Origin of the sequence: Emticicia fluvialis (assembly GCF_024793945.1) — a bacterium.
GTDB lineage: Bacteria > Bacteroidota > Bacteroidia > Cytophagales > Spirosomataceae > Emticicia > Emticicia fluvialis.
This window is the reverse complement of the sequence record NZ_JANUSD010000011.1, coordinates 70,781-91,341: the sequence shown is the minus strand read 5'-3', so window position 1 is coordinate 91,341 and position 20,561 is coordinate 70,781. Positions and strand designations below refer to the sequence as shown.

19 protein-coding genes are annotated in these 20,561 nt (G+C 41.2%); 17 read left to right on the top strand and 2 right to left on the bottom strand.

The window, feature by feature from the left end:
* Positions 1-126: 126 nt before the first annotated feature.
* The 12 genes from NZ848_RS13915 (at position 127) to NZ848_RS13860 (ending at position 9,239) form a co-directional block, all read left to right on the top strand.
* Positions 127-969, top strand: a complete 843-nt coding sequence (locus NZ848_RS13915; RefSeq protein WP_259015985.1) for a hypothetical protein — start codon at positions 127-129, stop codon at positions 967-969.
* A gap of 128 nt (positions 970-1,097) precedes the next feature.
* Entirely contained in the window at positions 1,098-1,922 is an 825-nt protein-coding gene (locus tag NZ848_RS13910) for a phosphosulfolactate synthase (protein WP_101728028.1), read from the top strand.
* 47 nt (positions 1,923-1,969) lie between these two features.
* Entirely contained in the window at positions 1,970-2,620 is a 651-nt protein-coding gene (locus NZ848_RS13905; protein ID WP_253529227.1) for a VTT domain-containing protein, read from the top strand.
* Entirely contained in the window at positions 2,617-3,354 is a 738-nt protein-coding gene (locus NZ848_RS13900) for a shikimate dehydrogenase family protein (RefSeq protein WP_259015984.1), read from the top strand. Before NZ848_RS13905 ends, NZ848_RS13900 begins: the two co-directional genes overlap by 4 nt.
* A gap of 88 nt (positions 3,355-3,442) precedes the next feature.
* On the top strand, positions 3,443-3,871 hold the full coding sequence (locus NZ848_RS13895) for a hypothetical protein (protein WP_259015983.1): 429 nt from the start codon (positions 3,443-3,445) through the stop codon (positions 3,869-3,871).
* An 83-nt stretch (positions 3,872-3,954) separates the two neighbouring features.
* Positions 3,955-4,272 (top strand): (2Fe-2S) ferredoxin domain-containing protein, encoded by a 318-nt coding sequence (locus NZ848_RS13890; protein ID WP_253529210.1) that lies wholly within the window; start codon positions 3,955-3,957, stop codon positions 4,270-4,272.
* 9 nt (positions 4,273-4,281) lie between these two features.
* On the top strand, positions 4,282-4,974 hold the full coding sequence (locus NZ848_RS13885) for a YjjG family noncanonical pyrimidine nucleotidase (RefSeq protein WP_259015982.1): 693 nt from the start codon (positions 4,282-4,284) through the stop codon (positions 4,972-4,974).
* Between the two features lie 1,053 nt (positions 4,975-6,027).
* Complete coding sequence (locus tag NZ848_RS13880) at positions 6,028-6,633, top strand: RNA polymerase sigma factor (RefSeq protein WP_101728021.1); 606 nt, start codon at positions 6,028-6,030, stop codon at positions 6,631-6,633.
* A complete protein-coding gene (locus tag NZ848_RS13875; RefSeq protein ID WP_253529205.1) occupies positions 6,602-6,838 on the top strand; it encodes a hypothetical protein in 237 nt (78 codons plus the stop codon). Before NZ848_RS13880 ends, NZ848_RS13875 begins: the two co-directional genes overlap by 32 nt.
* Before the next feature lie 114 nt (positions 6,839-6,952).
* Positions 6,953-7,978 (top strand): 3-dehydroquinate synthase, encoded by a 1,026-nt coding sequence (gene aroB, locus NZ848_RS13870; RefSeq protein ID WP_259015981.1) that lies wholly within the window; start codon positions 6,953-6,955, stop codon positions 7,976-7,978.
* Positions 7,979-8,192: 214 nt separating this feature from the next.
* Entirely contained in the window at positions 8,193-8,753 is a 561-nt protein-coding gene (locus tag NZ848_RS13865; protein WP_101728018.1) for a DUF4136 domain-containing protein, read from the top strand.
* A gap of 126 nt (positions 8,754-8,879) precedes the next feature.
* Positions 8,880-9,239, top strand: a complete 360-nt coding sequence (locus tag NZ848_RS13860) for an arsenate reductase (RefSeq protein WP_259015980.1) — start codon at positions 8,880-8,882, stop codon at positions 9,237-9,239.
* Here the strand turns inward: NZ848_RS13860 and NZ848_RS13855 are convergent.
* Positions 9,223-10,704, bottom strand: a complete 1,482-nt coding sequence (locus tag NZ848_RS13855; RefSeq protein ID WP_259015979.1) for an aminotransferase-like domain-containing protein — start codon at positions 10,702-10,704, stop codon at positions 9,223-9,225. The two genes, NZ848_RS13860 and NZ848_RS13855, sit on opposite strands and share 17 nt — an antisense overlap.
* Before the next feature lie 91 nt (positions 10,705-10,795).
* Here NZ848_RS13855 and NZ848_RS13850 point away from each other — a divergent pair, with 91 nt between their 5' ends.
* Positions 10,796-11,440: a pyridoxamine 5'-phosphate oxidase family protein gene (locus NZ848_RS13850; protein WP_259015978.1), complete on the top strand. Its 645-nt coding sequence runs from the start codon at positions 10,796-10,798 to the stop codon at positions 11,438-11,440.
* A 66-nt stretch (positions 11,441-11,506) separates the two neighbouring features.
* On the opposite strand, the gene NZ848_RS13845 is transcribed toward NZ848_RS13850, so the two are convergent.
* Positions 11,507-12,859: a sigma-54-dependent transcriptional regulator gene (locus tag NZ848_RS13845; RefSeq protein ID WP_259015977.1), complete on the bottom strand. Its 1,353-nt coding sequence runs from the start codon at positions 12,857-12,859 to the stop codon at positions 11,507-11,509.
* Positions 12,860-13,214: 355 nt separating this feature from the next.
* Between NZ848_RS13845 and NZ848_RS13840 the strand changes: the two genes are divergently transcribed.
* The 4 genes from NZ848_RS13840 to NZ848_RS13825 all read left to right on the top strand — a co-directional run bounded on the left by NZ848_RS13840 (position 13,215) and on the right by NZ848_RS13825 (position 20,480).
* A complete protein-coding gene (locus NZ848_RS13840; protein WP_253529172.1) occupies positions 13,215-14,465 on the top strand; it encodes an efflux RND transporter periplasmic adaptor subunit in 1,251 nt (416 codons plus the stop codon).
* 208 nt (positions 14,466-14,673) lie between these two features.
* Entirely contained in the window at positions 14,674-15,351 is a 678-nt protein-coding gene (locus NZ848_RS13835; protein ID WP_101728012.1) for an ABC transporter ATP-binding protein, read from the top strand.
* Positions 15,352-15,502: 151 nt separating this feature from the next.
* Entirely contained in the window at positions 15,503-17,926 is a 2,424-nt protein-coding gene (locus NZ848_RS13830; protein ID WP_259015976.1) for an ABC transporter permease, read from the top strand.
* Positions 17,927-18,035: 109 nt separating this feature from the next.
* The gene (locus tag NZ848_RS13825) at positions 18,036-20,480 is read left to right on the top strand and encodes an ABC transporter permease (protein ID WP_259015975.1); all 2,445 of its coding nucleotides are present in this window, start codon (positions 18,036-18,038) and stop codon (positions 20,478-20,480) included.
* Positions 20,481-20,561: the final 81 nt, after the last annotated feature.

Genomic DNA, 20,561 nt, shown 5'->3' with positions numbered 1-20,561 from the left:
TTTTTTTTTGTTGGGTTGTAAATGGTTTTACTGTTCTGCTTCACTAATTTTGAATCTGAAATGTTTCTGTTGAAATATTTCCCGTATGCTTATTCCTGATAATCCTTAACCACTTAGCTTTCTTACATGTCGGCCATTAAATTTCCCGGATGGAGAGTTTTCAGACGCTCTCTCATTCCTTTACCCGCTTGTCTGTTCGGTGCGTACATCATGTACCATACCGGAGTATCAAAAGTTTTCTGGCTTACCAACCTTGCGGCTACTATTTTGGGTATTCTGGTAACTTTGTTTATCCAAAGCCGGCAAAAGACTTTTCCAGCCCGCAACCTTAATTTAGTTGCAGGTTTATCTGTTGGTTTTCTTTTGTTTACCTTTTTTAATAAAGATATGTATGGCGTGCACCGGTGGGTTTTTGCAGGGGGCCTGAATCTGAATGCCGGCCTTATAACCTGCCCGGTTTTTCTGATGCTGATTTTTAGGCAGGAGGGAACCCTCAGGCCTTTGCTTTTATTTACGATAGTAACTGTTATTTTGCTTATGCAGCCTGACGCATCGCAGGTTTCAGCATTTTCAATTTCGGCAATGCTTCTGTTGTGGAGCCGTTGCAAACTCCCATTGCATAAGGTATTATTAATATTGTTTGTATCTGCTGCCAACCTTTATACATGGCTGAACCTGGACGGCCTTGCCCCGGTGGATTACGTAGAGCGGATTGTTTATCTGGCCGGCCATATCAGTAAATTCTTACAGTATACAGCAATTGTATTACTGGCATTATTAGCCGCACCTTTTTTTGTGCATGGTACCGGTAGCAATAGCTTATTGTCTTTTTCATTAGGCGTGTATTTTTCTATCACCCTGCTATCTGCGTTTATTGGCAATTTTCCGGTTATCGTAATGGGGTATGGGTTATCTCCGGTTATCGGCTACTTTATTGGTCTCAACCAGCTTTTGTCTAAGAAATATTGAGTTTGCCTCGTATTCAGATTTTGTAAGTTTTTGATGTGGTCATTGCCATTTTATTTACTGCCACATCTATACAAAGTAAGTGCTATTATCTAAAAATTATTACATTTGCAAAAAAGTTGAGACATAGAATGAATTATAACCTAAGTCAAGTTCCCAAACGTACAGGCAAGCCCCGTGAGTCAGGTTTAACAATGGTGATGGATAAAGGCTTGAGCATCAGAGAAGTAGAAGATATGCTTTCTATTTCTGCACCACACATTGATATTGTAAAGCTGGGCTGGGCCACTTCATACGTAACACCTAATCTGAAAGATAAATTAAAAGCTTATAAAGACGCCGGAATACCGGTTTATTTTGGCGGTACATTATTTGAAGCTTTTGTTGTGAGAGACCAGTTTGAAGACTACCTGAGGGTATTGGATGAATTTGGTCTTGAACACTGCGAGGTATCAGACGGCTCTATTGAAATAGCACATGATGAAAAGTGCGAATATATTACGCGGCTGGCTAAACGTGCCAAGGTGCTGTCTGAGGTAGGTTCAAAAGATGCTGAAAAGATATTTGCCCCCTACAAATGGATTGAAATGATGCAGGCAGAACTGGACGCAGGCGCCTGGAAGGTAATTGGCGAGGCACGTGAGGGCGGCAACGTGGGTTTGTTCCGTAGCAGTGGTGAGGTTCGTCAGGGGCTTGTAGATGAGATTATTCATGCCATACCAGCCGAGAAAATAATTTGGGAGGCACCTCAGAAATCGCAACAGGTGTACTTTGTAAAACTGGTAGGGCCTAATGTAAATGTGGGTAATATTGCTCCGAACGAGGTTATACCTTTGGAAACCATACGTTTAGGGCTAAGAGGAGATACTTTCGGTAATTTCCTGACCGAAAAAACCAAAAAACGTTTCAAACTGGGTAAATATAGCAGCGACCGCCGTATTACTCAGGACGAATAATATTCTTAAAACACTTACCCTTCATCTTAGTAAAGCACTCCACATTTATGGAAATTATACACTTTCTGATTGACTTACTCAAAGACCCTCTTTTTACCTTGCAGGGTTTTCTTGATAAATACGATACCCTTACCTACGGCATATTGTTTCTGATAGTTTTTGTTGAAACAGGTCTTATTATTATGCCTCTGCTGCCCGGCGACTCATTACTTTTTGCAGCCGGTTTGCTGGCTTCATCAACAGGAAAACTGGACGTTACCCTCATCATCCCGCTTTTAATTCTGGCGGCTTTACTGGGCGACAACGTTAATTACCTGGTTGGTAAAAACTTCAGCAACTATATCAAGTCCAGAGATAAAATCCTTTTTCTGAAACGCTCTTATATTACCCAAACCGAAGAGTTTTACGAAAAACATGGTGGAAGAACCGTAATTCTGGCCCGCTTTATGCCAATTGTGCGTACCATAGCCCCTTTTGTGGCCGGTGCCGGAAGCATGAAGTACCCAAAATATATTATGTTCTGTATTCTGGGGGCTATTTTATGGGTAACTTCTATTACGTTACTGGGTTATTTCCTGGGCTCAAACCAATGGGTAAAGCTTAACTTCGAAAAAGTTGTTTTAGGCATAGTTTTCATTTCTATTGCCCCTATGATATGGGCAATTATTAAAGCTAAATTCTTCAGTAAGGCCAAATGAATATCTACGGACTGATAGGGTATCCGCTGGGGCATTCTTTTTCGAAGAAGTATTTCACCGGAAAGTTTGAGCAATTGGGTCTGGCTGATAGCCATGCCTACGAGCTGTTTGAACTACCCGAGATTGAGCAATTTTCGCAAATAATCAGTAATACCCCTGGCCTCAAAGGGCTTAATGTTACAATTCCGCATAAACAGGCTGTGATGCCTTTTTTGGACGGATTGGATGCTTCTGCCCTTAAAGTTGGTGCCGTAAACGTTATTAAAATTGCCGCAGATGGCAAACTGATAGGCTTCAATTCTGACTATTACGGTTTTAAAACCTCTCTGGAAGAGTTTATTCCGGCCAATATTGCATTAAAAGCCCTGGTTTTGGGTAATGGCGGAGCTGCCAAAGCAGTAATAGCTGCATTGAATGATTTATCGATTCCTTTCAGGATAGTTTCGAGAACAAAAACCGATGATACCATTAGTTATGATGATTTAAAGTCTGAAATTGATAATTATCAGCTTATTATCAATTGTTCTCCGGTAGGTACTTATCCGAAGTCTGAGGTATGCCCGGACATCCCCTATGAAAGGTTAACGGCTAACCATTACCTCTATGACCTGGTTTATAACCCCGTACAGACGTTGTTTCTGCAAAAAGGAGAGGAGCAAGGGGCAAAAACCCACAATGGTTTAGAAATGCTGCATCTGCAAGCTGAAAAAGCCTGGGAAATCTGGAATTCATAAAATATGGCCTGCTATGCAACGCTTTAAAGGTAAAGTGCATCTTGCAGGTAAGAAATGTATTGTTTAATAAATAATCTTAGCACACCTTATGAAAACGAGACTATCTTTTCTACTTATTTTCTTTTTTTGTCTGGTTGTTTCAGGCTTTGCTGCTCCGGTTGATCTGGAGTATAAAGAAACCTCTGTTAATGACGAGTTTGCCAAAGTTGATAAACTTGAAAAGTATCTGGCAGACCACCCAGAGGCAACACTTGAAACGGTAAAGAAAAATCACCCTGAATTGCTGGAGGGTTTTAAATTGGTTACAACTACTGAAACTAACCTTTTAACACCACAGGAAATGCCCATTGCAGGTGGTTTCTGGTGGGGTTGTTGCTTAGGAATTGTAGGCCTCGGGCTGGTATATTTTATAACAGATAATGATCACGACGAAGTACGAAAAGCGCTGTGGGGTTGTGTAATATCTACTATCTTTTGGGGTCTGGGTGGTTTATGGGACCCATTCGGCTGGTTCTGATAATAGAATGAACATATTTAAATAGCATGAGACGCCACAAAGTTTTTGTACCTTTGTGGCGTCTTTATTTATAACCATATTTTATGAAGTTTAAGAAACACGTATTTATTTGTACCAACGACAAGGAAGCACCGAAGAAATCGTGCGGCAGTGTACATGGCATGGAGCTAGTTGAAGCCTTTAAGGCATCTCTTAAAGAGAAAGGTTTACAGCTTGATATCAGAGCACAGAAATCCGGATGTCTGGATGCCTGCGCTTTTGGGCCATCAATGGTGGTTTATCCTGAAGGGGTTTGGTATGGCAATGTTCAGTTGTCTGACGTAGAAGAAATTGTAGAAAGTCACCTGGTAAATAACCAGCCTGTTGAGCGCCTTACGCTCAAGTTTCCTGCAAGAGCTTAATATTTGGCCATGTATAAGCACCTCTTTTTTGACCTTGACCACACCCTGTGGGACTTTGAGAAGAACTCAAGGGAGTCATTGGCTGAGTTATATGAAAGTTTCGGTTTGCATTCCTGGAATATTGACGGTCTTGGTGTTTTTCAGGCCGAATTTTCAGTAGTTAACCGCCGCTATTGGGCTATGCTGGAGTCTAACCAGATAACCCATGAAGAACTGCGCCGTAGACGGTTCAGAGACACACTGGTTAATCTGGGCGTTGAGGCTGACGAAAAACTGGGTTTGGAACTGAACGAAGCCTTTCTTGAATTACTGCCACAAAAATCGCATTTGATTGAGGGTACGCTAGACGTGCTCGATTTCCTTGCCCCCAACTATGAAATACATATTATCAGTAATGGCTGGCAGGATGTGCAGGCAAAGAAAATAAAAAGCTCAAAGATAGAGCATTATTTTCGGGAAGTAATTACAAACGAAAGAGCCGAAGCCCGCAAGCCCGATAAGAAGATTTTTGACTACGCCGTAAATGTAACCAAAGCCCGAATTGATGAAAGCCTGATGATTGGTGATAATTATGAAGCCGACATTCTGGGGGCTATTAATGCGCAAATGGATTCGGTCTTCTATAATCCGGATGGTATAAAGACTGACCAGAAGCCCACTTTTGATATTAAGCGGCTGGTAGAGCTGAAAGAGATACTATAAAGGGGGTGTCTAAAAAGCCAAGTGCTGCCAAATAATCTTTGCCGAAGATTATTTGCCTGAAAATACTTTTGGACAGCCCCTTTGTGGGTTAAAATTGAGGCTTAAAATATACGACATAAGCCATAACGCAAATGATTCCAATAAGAAATGAGAGTAACCACCTTGTTGTCATATTCTTGTCTTTGAGCAGATAACTAAATACGAAATTGAATCCTATTATTGCAATTCCCAAAAGACAAATGGTGACTTTTAACTGAAATCTTATCTGTTGGTTCTTCGTTAATATGTCGGCTAAAATAAAACTTAAAGGATAAAGAACTGCAAATACCCTTGAATTTGTCAGTTTATAAATGCCTGCTAAATTTTTCATAGAATTCTACATATACATTAAATCTTATTTGAGAAGAGCCGAATAGATGGCTTATCAGAATTACTAAAAAAAAACTTTCAAGCCAATTATTTTAATTGTAAATTATTTAACGGTATAGTGTTAAATACGTGCCATCAAAGACTCTGCTTCATAGAATGCACCTGGGGCATAGGGCATATTAGAATAATACAATTATGATTTTTACCTGAAAAAACATTAGTTTATCAAGATGCACTATCGAGTTGTGAATGCAGGCTAATTGCCGATAAAGATTTTTTTCTACGTGATTTGTTAATTTTAAAAAAAATAAGAGAGCATTACCGGTTAAATTCTAGAGAGAGCAAGTATTTTGCTGAGGAATAGCCGCACGAAAAAGCGGGTGCCGGGACGAAAAAAAATATGTAATATTATGCCTGCATAATGTATTGATTTTCAGTTTTTTATTAAAAAACGATTAAACAAAATGCTACACGCATTTTTTTTCTTTTTATTTTGCGTATAACGATAAACCCAGAATAACATTTGGTTTGTTAACATTTTGTTAACTAAAATTTTGTGCCAAACCCTTGACAGAAATTGATTTTATTGTCTATCTTTAACCATTCAAAAAAAATCTTCTAAATTAAAAACCAGAATATACAATATGATTTGAACCTCTACGTTAACTAAATTGAAATACAGAAATGGGAAAAATCCAAGTTAGCGATAGTGAGCTAGTATCATTGTATATCCGCGGTAACGAAAAGGCTTTTGCGACACTTGTACAACGCTATAAGTCTAAAGTCTATACTACCATTTACCTTGTTGTTAAAGATCAGTATGTAGCAGAAGATTTGCTACAAGACACCTTCATAAAAGCTGTAGAAGTTTTACGCGAAGGTAAGTATAACGAAGAAGGCAAGTTTCTTCCATGGGTATTAAGAATAGCTCACAATTTGGCAATTGACTTTTTCCGGAGAGAGAAACGTTACCCTAGCGTAGTGTTTGAAGACGGAAGCAGTGTATTTAATACACTTGAGTTTGCGGAAGACTCTATCGAATCGATGCAAATCAAACGGGAGTCTCACGAGCATCTGAGAGATCTGATTAAACGTCTTCCTGACCAGCAGCGAGAAGTGCTTGTGATGCGTCATTATGACGACATGAGTTTTCAGGAAATTGCAGATGCTACTGGCGTAAGTATCAACACGGCGTTAGGCAGAATGCGTTATGCTCTCATCAACCTTAGAAAAATGATGAGTAAAACAGCATATGCTTATGATACAAACCTTTACCAATACGCAAAATGATGTAATTCGCTATTTGTATAACGAGACATCAGGTCAGGAAAACGCACTGATTGAAGACGCCATGCTTCATGAACCGGAGTTGCTTGACTTCTATCTTGATTGTGCAGATATTAAACTAGGATTAGACCAGATCCAACTTTCGCCCTCTGATAAAGCTATTGACAACATATTGAATTTCTCACGGAATTACGAGCCCAAAATTTAATTTTGGGCTTTTTGTTTTGTCTTTGCCAGGGTTTAAACCCGAAATGTAAGTATGGCATCTGGTAAATCTTTAAATGATTCCTTACCTTTGGTTCTTTAACGAACGAAAGGTAAAATGTCTGTTATTATATCTCCTATTTCCGAAAGCCTGAAAAATTATCTGGCGCAGAAAGACTATTCTAAAATTGTTGTTCTGACCGATACCAATACCAGGAAATACTGCTACACTTTAGTAAAAGATTCACTGCCAAAACATACGCTTATAACCGTAAAAAACGGAGAAGAGCATAAAAATCTGGCTACTTGCGAAGAAATCTGGTCGGGCATGACCGATGCCGAGCTTGACCGCCATGCCCTGATGATAAACCTGGGCGGTGGCGTAATAGGCGACATGGGTGGCTTTTGTGCTGCCACCTATAAGAGAGGCATAGATTTTATTCAGGTTCCGACCACACTTCTGGCTCAGGTTGATGCCAGTGTAGGTGGAAAACTCGGAATTGATTTCAAGGGCCTGAAAAACCACCTTGGCGTTTTTACGCTTCCTAAAGCCGTGTTGATAGACCCGGTGTTTCTGGATACGCTTTCTGAACGGGAAAAGCGCTCTGGTTTTGCCGAGATTATTAAGCACTGCCTCATTCAGGATGGTGAAAAATGGAACGAAATCAGAAAAAAAGACCTTGAGCAGCAAGACCTGCGAGACCTGATTGCGCACTCGGTTGAAATCAAGAAAAAGGTAGTTGAACAAGACCCCACAGAGAAAGGCCTGCGGAAAATTCTCAACTTCGGGCATACGCTTGGGCATGCCATTGAGACCTATTTTTTAGATAAAGGCAAAAAAAAACTGCTTCATGGCGAAGCCATTGCAACCGGAATGCTCTGCGAGTCGTATATAGCTTTTGAAAGAAAATTGATTGACGAGCAAACATTGGCGCGCATAGAAGAGTTTATATTTTCGGTTTATGGAAAAATAGCCATGAAAACCGAAGACTTCGGGGCTATAATAGAGCATACCCTTCAGGACAAAAAAAATAAGGGTAAAGAAATACGTTTCTCATTAATTAATGGTGCGGGTAGCTGTCTTTACGATATCGCAGTGTCAAAAAACGAAATGAAAAAAGCCCTGGAGTACTACGTTAAGTGAGGGAGCAGGTTAACCAAAAAACCTGAAAACGGGCAGGAGAAAAAGTCGATTTACGGATAGATGCCAGTAAAATAACACCCTTAAGCATATCTTGACTTTTAACAAAACTATAGATAAATTTGATGAGTATCCGCTCGGCAGATTTGTGAGGTTGTTATTAAGTTTTTTGTTTCTAAGCTTTATTTAACTGAAATTAATCTAATCTGTATGTCGTATGAAAAAACTGTATTTGCTCTCTGCTCTTCTTGTTCTAGGTATTGCCTCTACCAGCTGTAATTCGCTCAGATTATTGGTTGACAATGATTACAGTTATGAGACTGACTTTACCAAATACAAGACCTACAACTTTTTAAATTGCGAAGTCGACACCTCCTTTATCTGTACTGAAATTCAGGATGCCATTCGCAGGCAAATGAAAGCCAGGGGATATAAAGTAACCGACAACGACCCGGGTTTATTGGTTAGCTACAGCATTATCCGTGATCGTGTGGATTACAAAGGGTATTTTCAACCGTCATTAGATCGCTGGGTGAACCATTTTGATGATGATGAAACTTACAAAACACAGAATTTGCATTTTGGCGGAGGCATGATACTGGTTTCTTTGCTGGATGCCGAAAGCAGCAGGTTAATCTGGAGGGGATACGCTTCGGGCGTTTTTAATAAAAAAGTTAACAAACCGGTTAATTATTACAGAAGTGTGGTGCGTAATATTTTTGACCAGTATCCGCTTTTTGCAGCTGGTGAAAAACCCCGAAAAATTGAGGACCTTTAGGGCTGGTTAGTGTGTTTTTTTAATTGCCTGCTTACCAAGAGCCAATACTTTTTTAGTATTTTTGTATTGAGAATTTTATACACAAAATGAGGAATGTGTCACGTTCCTCATTTTTAATTTATCATTATGCTAACGGTTTACGGAATCCCTAATTGCGACACAATTAAAAAAACACTAGACTGGCTGAAAGCCAACCAGATTGAGTTTCAGTTTCATGATTACAGAAAAGAGGGTATTAGTGAAGAAAAACTGAATGACTGGCTTGCACAAGTACCCTTAGAAAAACTGTTCAATAAAGCCAGCACTTCTTTTAAAGAATTGCCTGACGAGGTTAAACCAACCGTAGGAGACCCCGCTGTGGCAGTTCAGCTAATGCAGGAAAAAACTTCAGTTATTAAAAGACCCGTTGTAGAAAAAGACGGTAAGGTGCTGGCCGTTGGTTTTAAGGCAGACGAGTACAAAGCTATTTTTACCCCCGGGGCTTAAACGAGCCTACAACTTTTTTCAGGATTCTGACAGCATCTTCTGTTTCTTTCTGATTCATGCCTGCAAAGCCCATTCTGCAGGCATTTATGTCCGGTTTTTCGTCGGTATATGTTTGGCCGTTTGCCAGGTATAAGCCGTATGAAGCAACTTTTTCAGATAGTGTGCCAAGTGGTATATCCTGCGCAAACTGCGCCCAGATGGCCATACCACCGTCAGGAATTCTGAATTGAATAACATCACCCAGCGATTCTTTCAATAGGCTGCATGTAAAGTCTCGTCGTTCTCTGTACACTTTCAGGGCTTTAGTAGTATAACGTTTCAAATCTCCGTTCTTGAGCATATCTGCCAGGCATTCTTCAAGAATAGAATCATTCTGGCGGTCTATTACGCGTCTTAAGCGAGTCATTTCATCAATAATGGTTTCATGGGCGGCTACATAACCCACCCTGAAAGCAGGGGCAATCTGTTTGGTGAATGACCCCAGATATACAACCCAGCCGTATCTGTCGGCACTGGCAAGGGGTAATATAGGCGCATTGGCATAATGGTAGTCATAGTCGTAGTCATCTTCTAAAATAAAGAACTGGTATTTTTCAGCCAGTGCCAATAGTTTTAGTCGCCGTTCGGGTTTTAGTGTTACCGTCGTAGGATGATAATGGTGCGAAGTAACATAAACCAGTTTTACTTTTTTAGTCAGACAAATATCCTCAATGGCTTCCACCTGTAAGCCTTCTTCATCAACCGGTATAGTAGCCAGGTCGGCGCCCAATTGCCTGAAGGTATAATTGGTAGCCCTGTAATTCAACTCACCTACAATGGCTGTATCACCTTTTTGCAGCAAGGTTAAACCGGCCAGGTAAATACCCATCTGGCTACCGCGGGTAGTGATAATGTTTTCAGCATTGGCCTGTATTCCTCTGGTTTCGTTCAGGTATCTGGCAAAAATAGAGCGGAATCTGAGACTTCCCCTGGGGTTGGTATAAGTCATAGTGGCAGTATCGGCATAGCGTATATGGTGTGCGTAGAGCTTTGCCCATTCTTCGCGTGGGGCCAGTCTTACGTCGGGTATTCCATCATTAAACGCCAGCCTGTGGTTAATACTGGGGGGTAAAGGTATTGTCCATTGTTTATTCAATCTGTTTTTTAGAATAATTCCCTGTTCTACTCTGCCCACCTCTGTTGAGAATTGCGTGGGTTGCAGCACCGGCAGTTTACCTGCTACGAAAGTCCCTCTTTGTGGTAAGGTTTCTACCCAGTTCTGCGACAACAGCTCCTCGTACGCTGCAATTACTGTTTTTCGATGTATTTGCAGTAACGCAGCCATTTGGCGGGTGCCGGGCAAAGGCGAGTTAGTTGGCAGAGTTCCTGCCTGAATTTGCTTGATGATGGCGTTGGCAATCTGAATATACAAGGGAATAGAATGCGACTTGTCTAAACTGATAAGGCTTTTAAATGGTGTTTTCATCTGGACTACCCGATTATGTGAAATTGGATGAGTGGGCTAATCCAGTAAAGATATACATTTGCCTTATAAATCGCTATTATCATTAAATATTATGTATCCGATTACAAACAATACCAAAATCAGCCGGTCTGCTAAAAGAGGGCTGTATGACCAGGAAACCATTTATAAGATTCTGGATGAAGGCCTGCTTTGCCATATTGCCTATGTACATGAGGGCCAACCAATGATGATACCAACAGGCTACTGCCGTATGGGTAATAAATTATATATTCATGGTTCGGTGGGTAGCCATTTCATGCGTAATATTGCCGACGGACGTCGGGTTTGCCTGACCGTTTCTTTTCTGGACGGTCTGGTGCTGGCGCGTTCAGCTTTCAGTCACTCGGTCAATTACCGCTCTGTAGTGCTTTTTAGTGCTGCAACTCTGGTAACTGACGAGCAGGAGCGTTGGGATGCCCTGGAAGCATTTACCAATCAGGTAATACCGGGCAGGTGGGAAGAAGTAAGACAGCCCAATACAAAAGAAATGAAAGCCACAATGGTTATTTCTTTTGTTATTGAAGAGGTATCGGCCAAGGTAAGAACCGGAAATCCGAATGACGATGAAGAAGATTTGGAATGGCCTGTATGGGCTGGTGTGCTGCCACTAAGCCAACAACCGCATACACCCATACCAGACCCAAAAATGGTGCAGGAAATACCCGTGCCCCATTATGTGTTGAATTATAAGCGATAAACAGAAAGGCCGGCTTCAATCTGGTTAAGCCGGCCTTTCTGTTTATATTCAGGTAAAATCTGCGCATTAAATCCCGTATTTCTCTACTCGTCTATACAAGGCTTGCCGGGTAAGACCCATTTCGCGGGCGGCCTCGGTTATGTTACCATTAAATTTCTTCAGGGTTTTAATGATCAGCATCTTTTCCATTTCATCCAGCTGGAATGTCTGTTCAAAAGACGGCATCGAATCCTGCTGCTTTTCAAAAGGGTGGCCTTCAAAAAAGTCTTCAGGTTGCAGTACGTTGCCCTGGCACAATATTACAGCCCGTTCAATGGCATGTTGCAGCTCACGCACGTTGCCAGGCCATTGGTAGCGTTGCAGTTGTTTTACCAAAGCAGCGCTGATGCTGCTAACCGGGCGGTTATATTTTTTACGATAAATCTTAAGAAAATGTTCAGCAAGTGGCAGAATATCCTCCGTTCTTTCTCGTAAAGCCGGAAGTTTGATTTCAATGGTATTGATACGGTAAAGTAAATCCTGTCTGAAAGTGCGCTGCGCCACACGGGCATGAATTGGCTCGTTGGTTGCGCAGATAAGCCGTACATCAACGTTTTTTGATTTGTTTGAACCAACTTTGGTTACACTCCGGTTCTGCAATACCGTCAGCAGTTTGGCTTGTAAAGGCAAAGGTATATTGCCAATTTCGTCCAGAAATATCGTACCGCCGTTGGCTTCTTCAAAGCGGCCCAAGCGGTCTTCCCGCGCATCGGTAAAAGCCCCTTTTACATGGCCAAACAACTCGCTCTCAAACAAAGACTCTGATATTGACCCCAGGTCGGCATGTACAAAAGGGCTTTCTGCCCGGTCCGATCTTTCGTGTAATGCCCTTGCTATTACATCCTTTCCGGTTCCGTTTTCGCCCAGTATCAGAATATTGGCATCTGTAGCTGCCACACGCTCAATGGTCTCAAAAATTTTAAGCATGGCAGGGCTTTTGCCTATTATCTCAACTTTACCTTCGGCTTTGCGTTTTACCGTTGGTGTTTTGCCTGTTCGGTGTTCTCTGATTTCCAGTGCCGACTGCATCGTGGCCAGTAATTTTTCGTTTTCCCAGGGTTTCAGCACAAAGTCAGACGCACCAACTTTAATGGCACGCACGGCCATTTCCACATCTCCGTATGCAGTAAATAACACAACAGAAGCCTTCGGGTCTATATCCAGGATACGGTCGAGCCATTCAAAACCTTCTTTACCGGTGTTTACGTCACGTGTGAAATTCATGTCCAGCAAAATAACGTCGTAATCCCCGTTAGAAACCAGAAAAGGTATTCGCTCCGGATTTTTTTCAATATCAACTTGAGTAAAATGTCTTTTCAGGAATAATTTAGCAGCGCTTAGTACATCTACATCATCATCAATTATCAATAGTTTAGACATAATTCGGGGTCAGATTAGAATATCAGGTAGTTTTATGCATTTTACGACAAAAATTATACCTTTCAAAGTATAACTTTCTTAAGACGAAGATAACTAATTGATAATAAACTGATTAATTTTTTCTGTTAATTTAGTGCTTTTCAGCCATTCGTCCGTGTGCGTACAAGTGTTGTCCGAAAACGGACAATTCTAAAGAGTAAATATTTAATAAAGTGCTGATAATCAGTTATTTGAAATATTTGGCACACATTGTGAATTAAGGAATTACAGATTTAAATCGCAATTAATCAATTAAACTAACAGTCACTGCGGCAATTTGTCAGAAGCAAATTGTACGGCAATTTTAAAGAATACAATGGACAAGCAGATTAAAAAGAAATTCTGGAATAAACAACGAATCCTGTTAACCCTCGGCGGAGTATTATTTGCTTCATTTGCAGCCTACAGCCTGCTTTTTGCAGACCGCCGCTCGACTCTGAATGCCGAAAAAGATAAAATGACGATTTCGCAGGTGTCTAATGGTAATTTTGATGAATTTATTGTGGTAACAGGTGTGGTTTTACCTTTAAGAATTATCCGTCTGGATGCCATTGTGGGTGGGTACGTAAAAGAAAAAGTAGTAGACGGTGGTAATATGGTAAAACAAGGCCAGGTTATTCTGAAACTGGAGAACCAGAACCTTAAACTGAATTTCCTGCAGTCGGAAACAGAAGCCAGCCGATTGGTGAATGACCTGCAGAATACGCGCCAGCGGTTGAAGGTGGAGAAATTTACGATTCGCAAAAATATGTCTGACCTGGATTTCCTGACCGACCAGGCAAAAGACCTCTACGACAGAAACAAAAAACTATATGCAGACAAAGTGATACCAGAGGCAGATTATCTGAAAGCCAAACGCGATTATGAAAAACTGTTAAGCCAACGCGAAATTGATGTGGAATCGCAAAAGTATCAGGAAGAAAACTCCGCCATGCAGATTAAACAGTTGGAGGGCACCTTGGAGCGCACCCAGAAGAACGTTCAGCTATGGCGCGAAACACTAGAGAATCTGGTAGTAAAAGCCCCCGTTTCAGGTTTGTTGTCATCTATTGATGTTGAGGTAGGTTCAAACATCAGCCAGGGCCAGAACATCGGGCAGATAGATGACCTGAACGGATTTAAAATGCGTGTAGATATTGATGAACACTATATTTCAAGAATTTTTTCAGGTCTTGGCGGCTCTTTTGAGTTTAACGGAAAAGAGTATCCGCTTGAAATTACCAAAATATATCCCGAAGTTCGCAACGGACGTTTTCAGGTAGACATGATTTTCTCGAAGGGAGTACCAGAAGGTATTAAGAGAGGGCAGTCATCACCCATCCGTCTCGAGTTAGGCAAAGCTACCAAAGCGGTATTGCTGCCTGTTGGTGGTTTCTTCTCAGATACCGGCGGAAACTGGGTATATGTGGTAGATAAGTCTGGAACCAAAGCTGTAAAACGCAAAATTACTTTGGGTCGTAAAAATCCTGAATTCTTTGAAGTACTGGAAGGGCTTGAGGTGGGCGAAAAGGTAATTACTTCGTCATACGAAAACTTTGGCGACAACGAAGTGCTTCAATTGAAGTAAAGGGGTGGGTATCGATAAAAAACATTCTTTCTTGGTACAACATTTAAAGACTCAATGCCGGCACCAATTAAGTGCCGTTAGCCAACCAATAGTTTAAAGCAGATTATTAACTTAAAGATATAAATTGAACATGGAAAGAAGCAGAGAATAGTTGAGGCATACGTTCTCCATTCTACTTTTCCATTTTCGCAAACCTAAAAACAAAATTATGATTAAAATATCTAATCTTCAGAAAGTGTTCACTACCGAAGAGGTGGAAACCACAGCCCTCAATGGCATTGATATGAGCATCAAAGATGGCGAGTTTGTGGCTATTATGGGGCCGTCTGGTTGCGGAAAATCAACTCTGCTCAATATCATGGGTTTGCTGGATAATCCATCAGAAGGAAGCTATGACTTTTATGGAGTGGAAGTGGCAAAACTTAGTGAGAGAGAGCGGGCTTCTCACCGCAAAGGTAATATCGGGTTTGTTTTTCAGAGCTTTAACCTGATTGATGAGCTAACCGTTTTTGAAAACGTAGAGCTTCCGCTTTTGTATCTGAAAACTCCGGTTACCGAACGCAAGAAAAAAGTTGAAGAAGTATTAGAGCGCATGAACATCATGCACCGCCGTAATCACTTTCCGCAGCAGCTATCGGGTGGCCAGCAACAACGTGTTGCTATTGCCCGTGCCGTAGTGGCCAAACCAAAGTTGATTCTGGCCGATGAGCCTACTGGTAACCTTGACTCAACCAATGGAGAAGAGGTAATGAAGTTGCTTCAGGAATTGAACAACGAAGGCACAACCATTATTATGGTTACCCACTCACCTTATGATGCAGGCTTTTCTCACCGAATCATTAACCTGTTTGACGGCAAGGTTGTAACTGAAAACTTCCACGTTTAATTAACTGCCTTACCAGAGCTTTAGTCTCATAAGGTATACTTAATTAAAGCAACATTGATATAAAATGGGCTTACTATAACCAAAAATATAGTAAGCTCGCATTGCTATTGCCTTCCGAAGGATTCTTGTATAATCATAATTATGAAAAACTATGTTAAAAAATTATTTCAAAATCGCATTCCGAAACCTTTGGAAGAATAAATCTTATACTTCAATCAACGTTGTTGGGCTCTCTATTGCTTTCGGGAGCGCCATTTTATTGTTTCTTACTGCCTGGTTTGAATTTACCTTCGACGACTTCCAGGCCAATAAAGACCGCATCTTTAAGGTCTACTTTAAAATTAATCAACCAGATAAAATACATTACCAGGGCAACATGCCTGCGCCGCTTACTCCGGCTTTAATTTCTGATTTTGGCTCTGAAATAAAATATGCCACCCGCATTGTAGGGGGTGGTGTGCAGATTATGCAAGGGGAAAAGACGATTGACGAGAGCATAAGGTATGTAGACGCCGATTTCCTGAAGATGTTTTCATTTAAAATGCTGAAGGGGAGTCCGGCTACGGCCTTGAACGACCTTCGGAGTGTGGTTTTAAATGAAGAAGTGGCAGCGAATATATTCGGCAAGGCAGACCCGATAGGGAAAACAATTAATATGAATTTTGGCGGGCAAGTTGAAGCGTTTGTGGTAACGGGTGTGGTAGAAAAGGCTCCTAAAAACTCATCGTTAGAGAATGAAATACTGATGCGTTTTGAAAACAACCCAGAATATAAAGATACAAAAGACAGTTGGAATTCAAATTACCATGATGCCTACGTGCAGTTGGCCGATAAGGTAGAAGCTGAGAGTTTAGAAAAGCAAATGAAGTCTTTTGCCGGAAAATATTTTAAAGGAAGCATAGACCAGCTAAAAAAAGAGGGTGCGAAACCTGATGACAGAGGAGAAATTATAAGTGTTAGAATAGCACCACTAATCGGATTACATTTTAACAAACAGGCTGAAGGCAACCGGGCTATTGATATTACTTACCCGTATATTCTGCTGGTTATAAGCGGGCTCATTTTGTTAATAGCCTGTATTAATTTTATTAATCTGTCTATTGCCCGCTCAATGACCCGCGCCAAAGAAGTGGGCATGAGAAAAGCCCTGGGAGCATTGAAAACCCAGATTGTGGGTCAGTTCTGGGGCGAGGCATTTATTATATGCGTTATGGCCTTTGGTTTAGGATGCGTACTGGCCACCATGCTTATGCCACAGTACAATGCCATGTTCAGAAGCGAGCTGACGTTTCATAATCTGCTTAATCCCACAGTCGGTATATTGCTATTGCTTAGTTTTCTGGTTATAACCCTTATAGCAGGTGGTTACCCGGCATTGGCCGTTGCCCGGTTTAATACCATAGAAGTGCTAAAGGGCAAAGTAAAAGTAAGCTCGCGTTCTGGGGGAATCAGAAGCGCGTTGATTGTGGCGCAATTCAGCATTGCTATTTTATTGATTAGCTGTACGTTAATAATCTGGAAACAGATTGATTTCCTGCGTAACAAACCTTTGGGTTTTGATGAAACACAGGTGATTAGTTTTCCGATAGGTAATGAGGTACAGGGCAGCAAGGTGCTTGACTACGTGCGCAATAAACTGGCCAATGACTCAAGGATTCTGGTAATATCAGGCGCTGATATCAACATCGGCAGAGGAAAGGACGGGTCAAGTTCAAAATCAGTGTTTACTTTTGAGATGGAAGGTAAAAGCTATAGAACCAATGGCCTGACTATTGATTACGACTACATAAAAACACTTGGGTTAAAGCTGGTAGAAGGCCGCGACTTTTCTCGGCAGTTTACAACCGATAAAGACCGCGGATGTATCATCAATGAAACCATGGCCAAGCAAATGGGCTACAAAGACCCGATTGGCAAAAAAGTAGCTATTGGCGATAGTATCGGCAAAACCATAGTGGGCGTTGTAAAAGACTACCATTTTGAATCATTAAAAAATAAAATAGAAGCCATAACTTTTATGATGCCCGGCGATTTTGGCATCAACTATGTTTTTGTAAAACTGGCTCCTGATGCTCCCAAATCAATTGTAGATGTAATAGGCAATGCCTATAAAGAAATTGCGCCTAAATCAGAATTCCTTCCGTCGTTTCTTGACGAAAACACCAATAATCAATATAGAAAAGAAGAGCGGATGTCGCAGATTGTGATGAGCGCCGCAGTGCTTACCATTATTCTTTCCTGCATGGGGCTGTTTGCCATTGCGCTGATGATAATGGCGCAGCGTACCAAAGAAATAGGCATCCGTAAAGTATTGGGCGCCAGTATCCCAAATCTGGTTATGCTGCTTTCAAAAGAGTTTCTGAGCCTTGTTTTAATAGCCATCCTGCTGGCCACGCCATTGGCTTACTACCTGATGAATAAATGGATTGAGGATTTCGCCTACCAAACGAACATAAGCTGGTGGATTTTTGCAGTAGCAGGCGCCACAGCCATTATGATTGCCTTGTTTACGGTAAGCTACCAGTCAATCAGGGCCGCTTTGATGAATCCGGTAAAATCGCTTAAAAGTGAGTAACGCCCCTAACCCCTGAAGGGGAACAAAAAAGCCAATATCGGGAATACTGAAAGTCTGAAATACTACCGTTTGGGGTAAAGATATAATTTAATCATTAAAACCAGGGGCTATGATACGAAATTACTTAAAAATAGCTTTTCGTAAGTTGTTGAAAAACAAGACGCATACTGCCATTAATATTATTGGCCTATCTGTGGCTTTTGGCAGTAGTATTCTGCTTTACCTGACTGTGGCTTACGAGTTTTCTTATGATACTTTTCATAAAGATGCCAACCGGGTTTACTATCTCTATTTTAATAGTGTAGATAAGTTGGGTAAGCCAGAATACAGCGCTGCTATGGCCTATCCGCTTACATCTGCTTTAAAAGCCGAGTATCCGGAGGTAGAAGCGGCTACCCGCATAAACTGGGGAGGTGGGCCAATTATTTATAACGGTAAGAAATTTGAAAAGAATGTCAGAACCGTTGATGCCGACTTCCTGAAGGTTTTTTCTTTTCCTCTGCTGAAAGGCAATGTTAATTCTGCTCTGGCAGATAAAAACGGTATGGTTATCAGCAAAACCACAGCTGAGAATATATTTGGTAAAGTAGACCCCTTGGGTAAGCAACTACTTATTGACCTGGCCACGGGTAAAACACCTTTTGTGGTAACCGGCGTTATTGACGATGCCCCTAAAAACTCAAGCATTGAGTATGACGTTCTCATCAGGTCTGAGAATCATGGCAGCTATGAAGCTATAAAAGACAAATGGACAAGCCAGAATCATCAGGTATATGTAAAGCTTGCAGAAAACGCTACCCAGGCGGCTACTGAAAAGCGGTTTGAGGCACTGGTAAGTAAATACATGAAACCCGCCTTAGAAGACGCCCGGAAATCTGGCAAAATGAAGAACGGGCAAGGGCAATACCTGAGTTTGTTAATGATGCCGCTTAAAGATGTGCATTTCGATACCATTACGGGTTGGGGCAGTGGCGTAAGTAAAAGCTATATCTATACTTTGTTAATAATTGCCTTGCTGATAGTGCTCATAGCCTCTATCAACTTTATTAACCTTACCATAGCCAAATCATTAACACAGGCCAAAGAAGTAGGTGTGCGGAAGTCGCTGGGAGCTAACAAAGGGCAACTTTTTATACAAGGCTGGGGAGAATCGTTTTTGATTTGCACATTGGCTATATTTTTAGGTCTGGCGGCAGCTTATGGTTTTCTGCCACAGTTTAATAGTTTGTTTCAATCAAGCCTATCTATTGAAAACTTTCTGAATTCTTCCAATCTGGTTATTGTGTTGCCTGGCTTTTTGCTAGTAACCCTCATTGCAGGCGGGTACCCTGCGTTTGTGTCTTCTCGTTTTAATATTGTAGAAGTATTGAAAGGCAGGCTTACAAAAAAGAAACCCGGTGTATTACGTAATTCGTTGATTATTGTTCAGTTTTCAATTTCATGTCTGCTTATCAGTTGTACAATTGTGATATTTGAACAGCTGCAATACCTGAAAAACAAACCGCTTGGCTATGACAAAGAGCAGGTTATAAGCGTGCCTATTGGTAGCGCTTTAGACCATAAAACTGCTGTAAAGCAAATAAAAAATGAGCTTGCCAGGTATCCTTCTATCGTATCAGTTAGTGGTTCGGGCATTAATTTTGGTAATGGGCTTGATGGTGCCTCTTCCAGAAGCACCGCCGGGTTTGATTATTATCCTAATGAAAACGACACTAAAAATGTACGTCCTATTATAAGCGACTGGCTTTATGTGGATTATGATTTTCTGAAAACGCTTGGTATAAAAACCATACAGGGGCGCGATTTCTCCCCGGCATTTGGTACCGACTCTACGGCTTTAATTGTAACCGAAAGTCTGGTGAAACAAATGGGTGAAACCCTTGTGGTTGATAAATTTCTGATGCCAGATTCAGCAATTGGACGGCAGAGAATTATAGGTGTAATTCCTGACTTCTATCTGTATTCGCTTCGCAGAGAAGGCCGTTCAATCACACTTGAAATGGCACCTAAAGGCAGTGTAAACTATATTTTGATTCGCACACAGACAAAGAACCTGAGTGAGTCGATGGAATTAGTAAAAAATACATGGAAAAAGCTGGCGCCTACCGAAGAATTTAATGGCTCTTTTATTAATGAAAACGTTGACCGCTGGTATAAGAAAGAAGAGCGCCTGTCTCAGATATTCAGCCTGGCAGCAGGTATAGCCGTTTTGCTTTCTTGTATGGGGCTGTTTGCAGTGGCGCTTATAGTGCTAGAGCAACGTACCAAAGAAATAGGTATCCGTAAAGTTTTAGGTGCCAGTATCAGTGGTATCGTTGGCCTTATCTCAATCGACTTCCTGAAAATGGTAGCCGTTGCATTCGTAATAGCAACACCGGTGGCCTATTTTGCCATGCAGAACTGGTTAAAGGATTTTGCCCACCGAACCGAGTTATATTGGTGGATTTTTGCACTGGCAGGTATATTATTGGTCTTAATTGCCCTGTTTACAATTAGTTTTCATTCCATCAGAGCCGCATTAATGAACCCTGTAAAGAGTTTGAAATCTGAGTAAAACAACCCTAGCCCCTAAAGGGGAGTTAAGGGAGAGTATTTTCTTTACTTTAAAACAAGTTCCCCTTTAGGGGACGGTCCG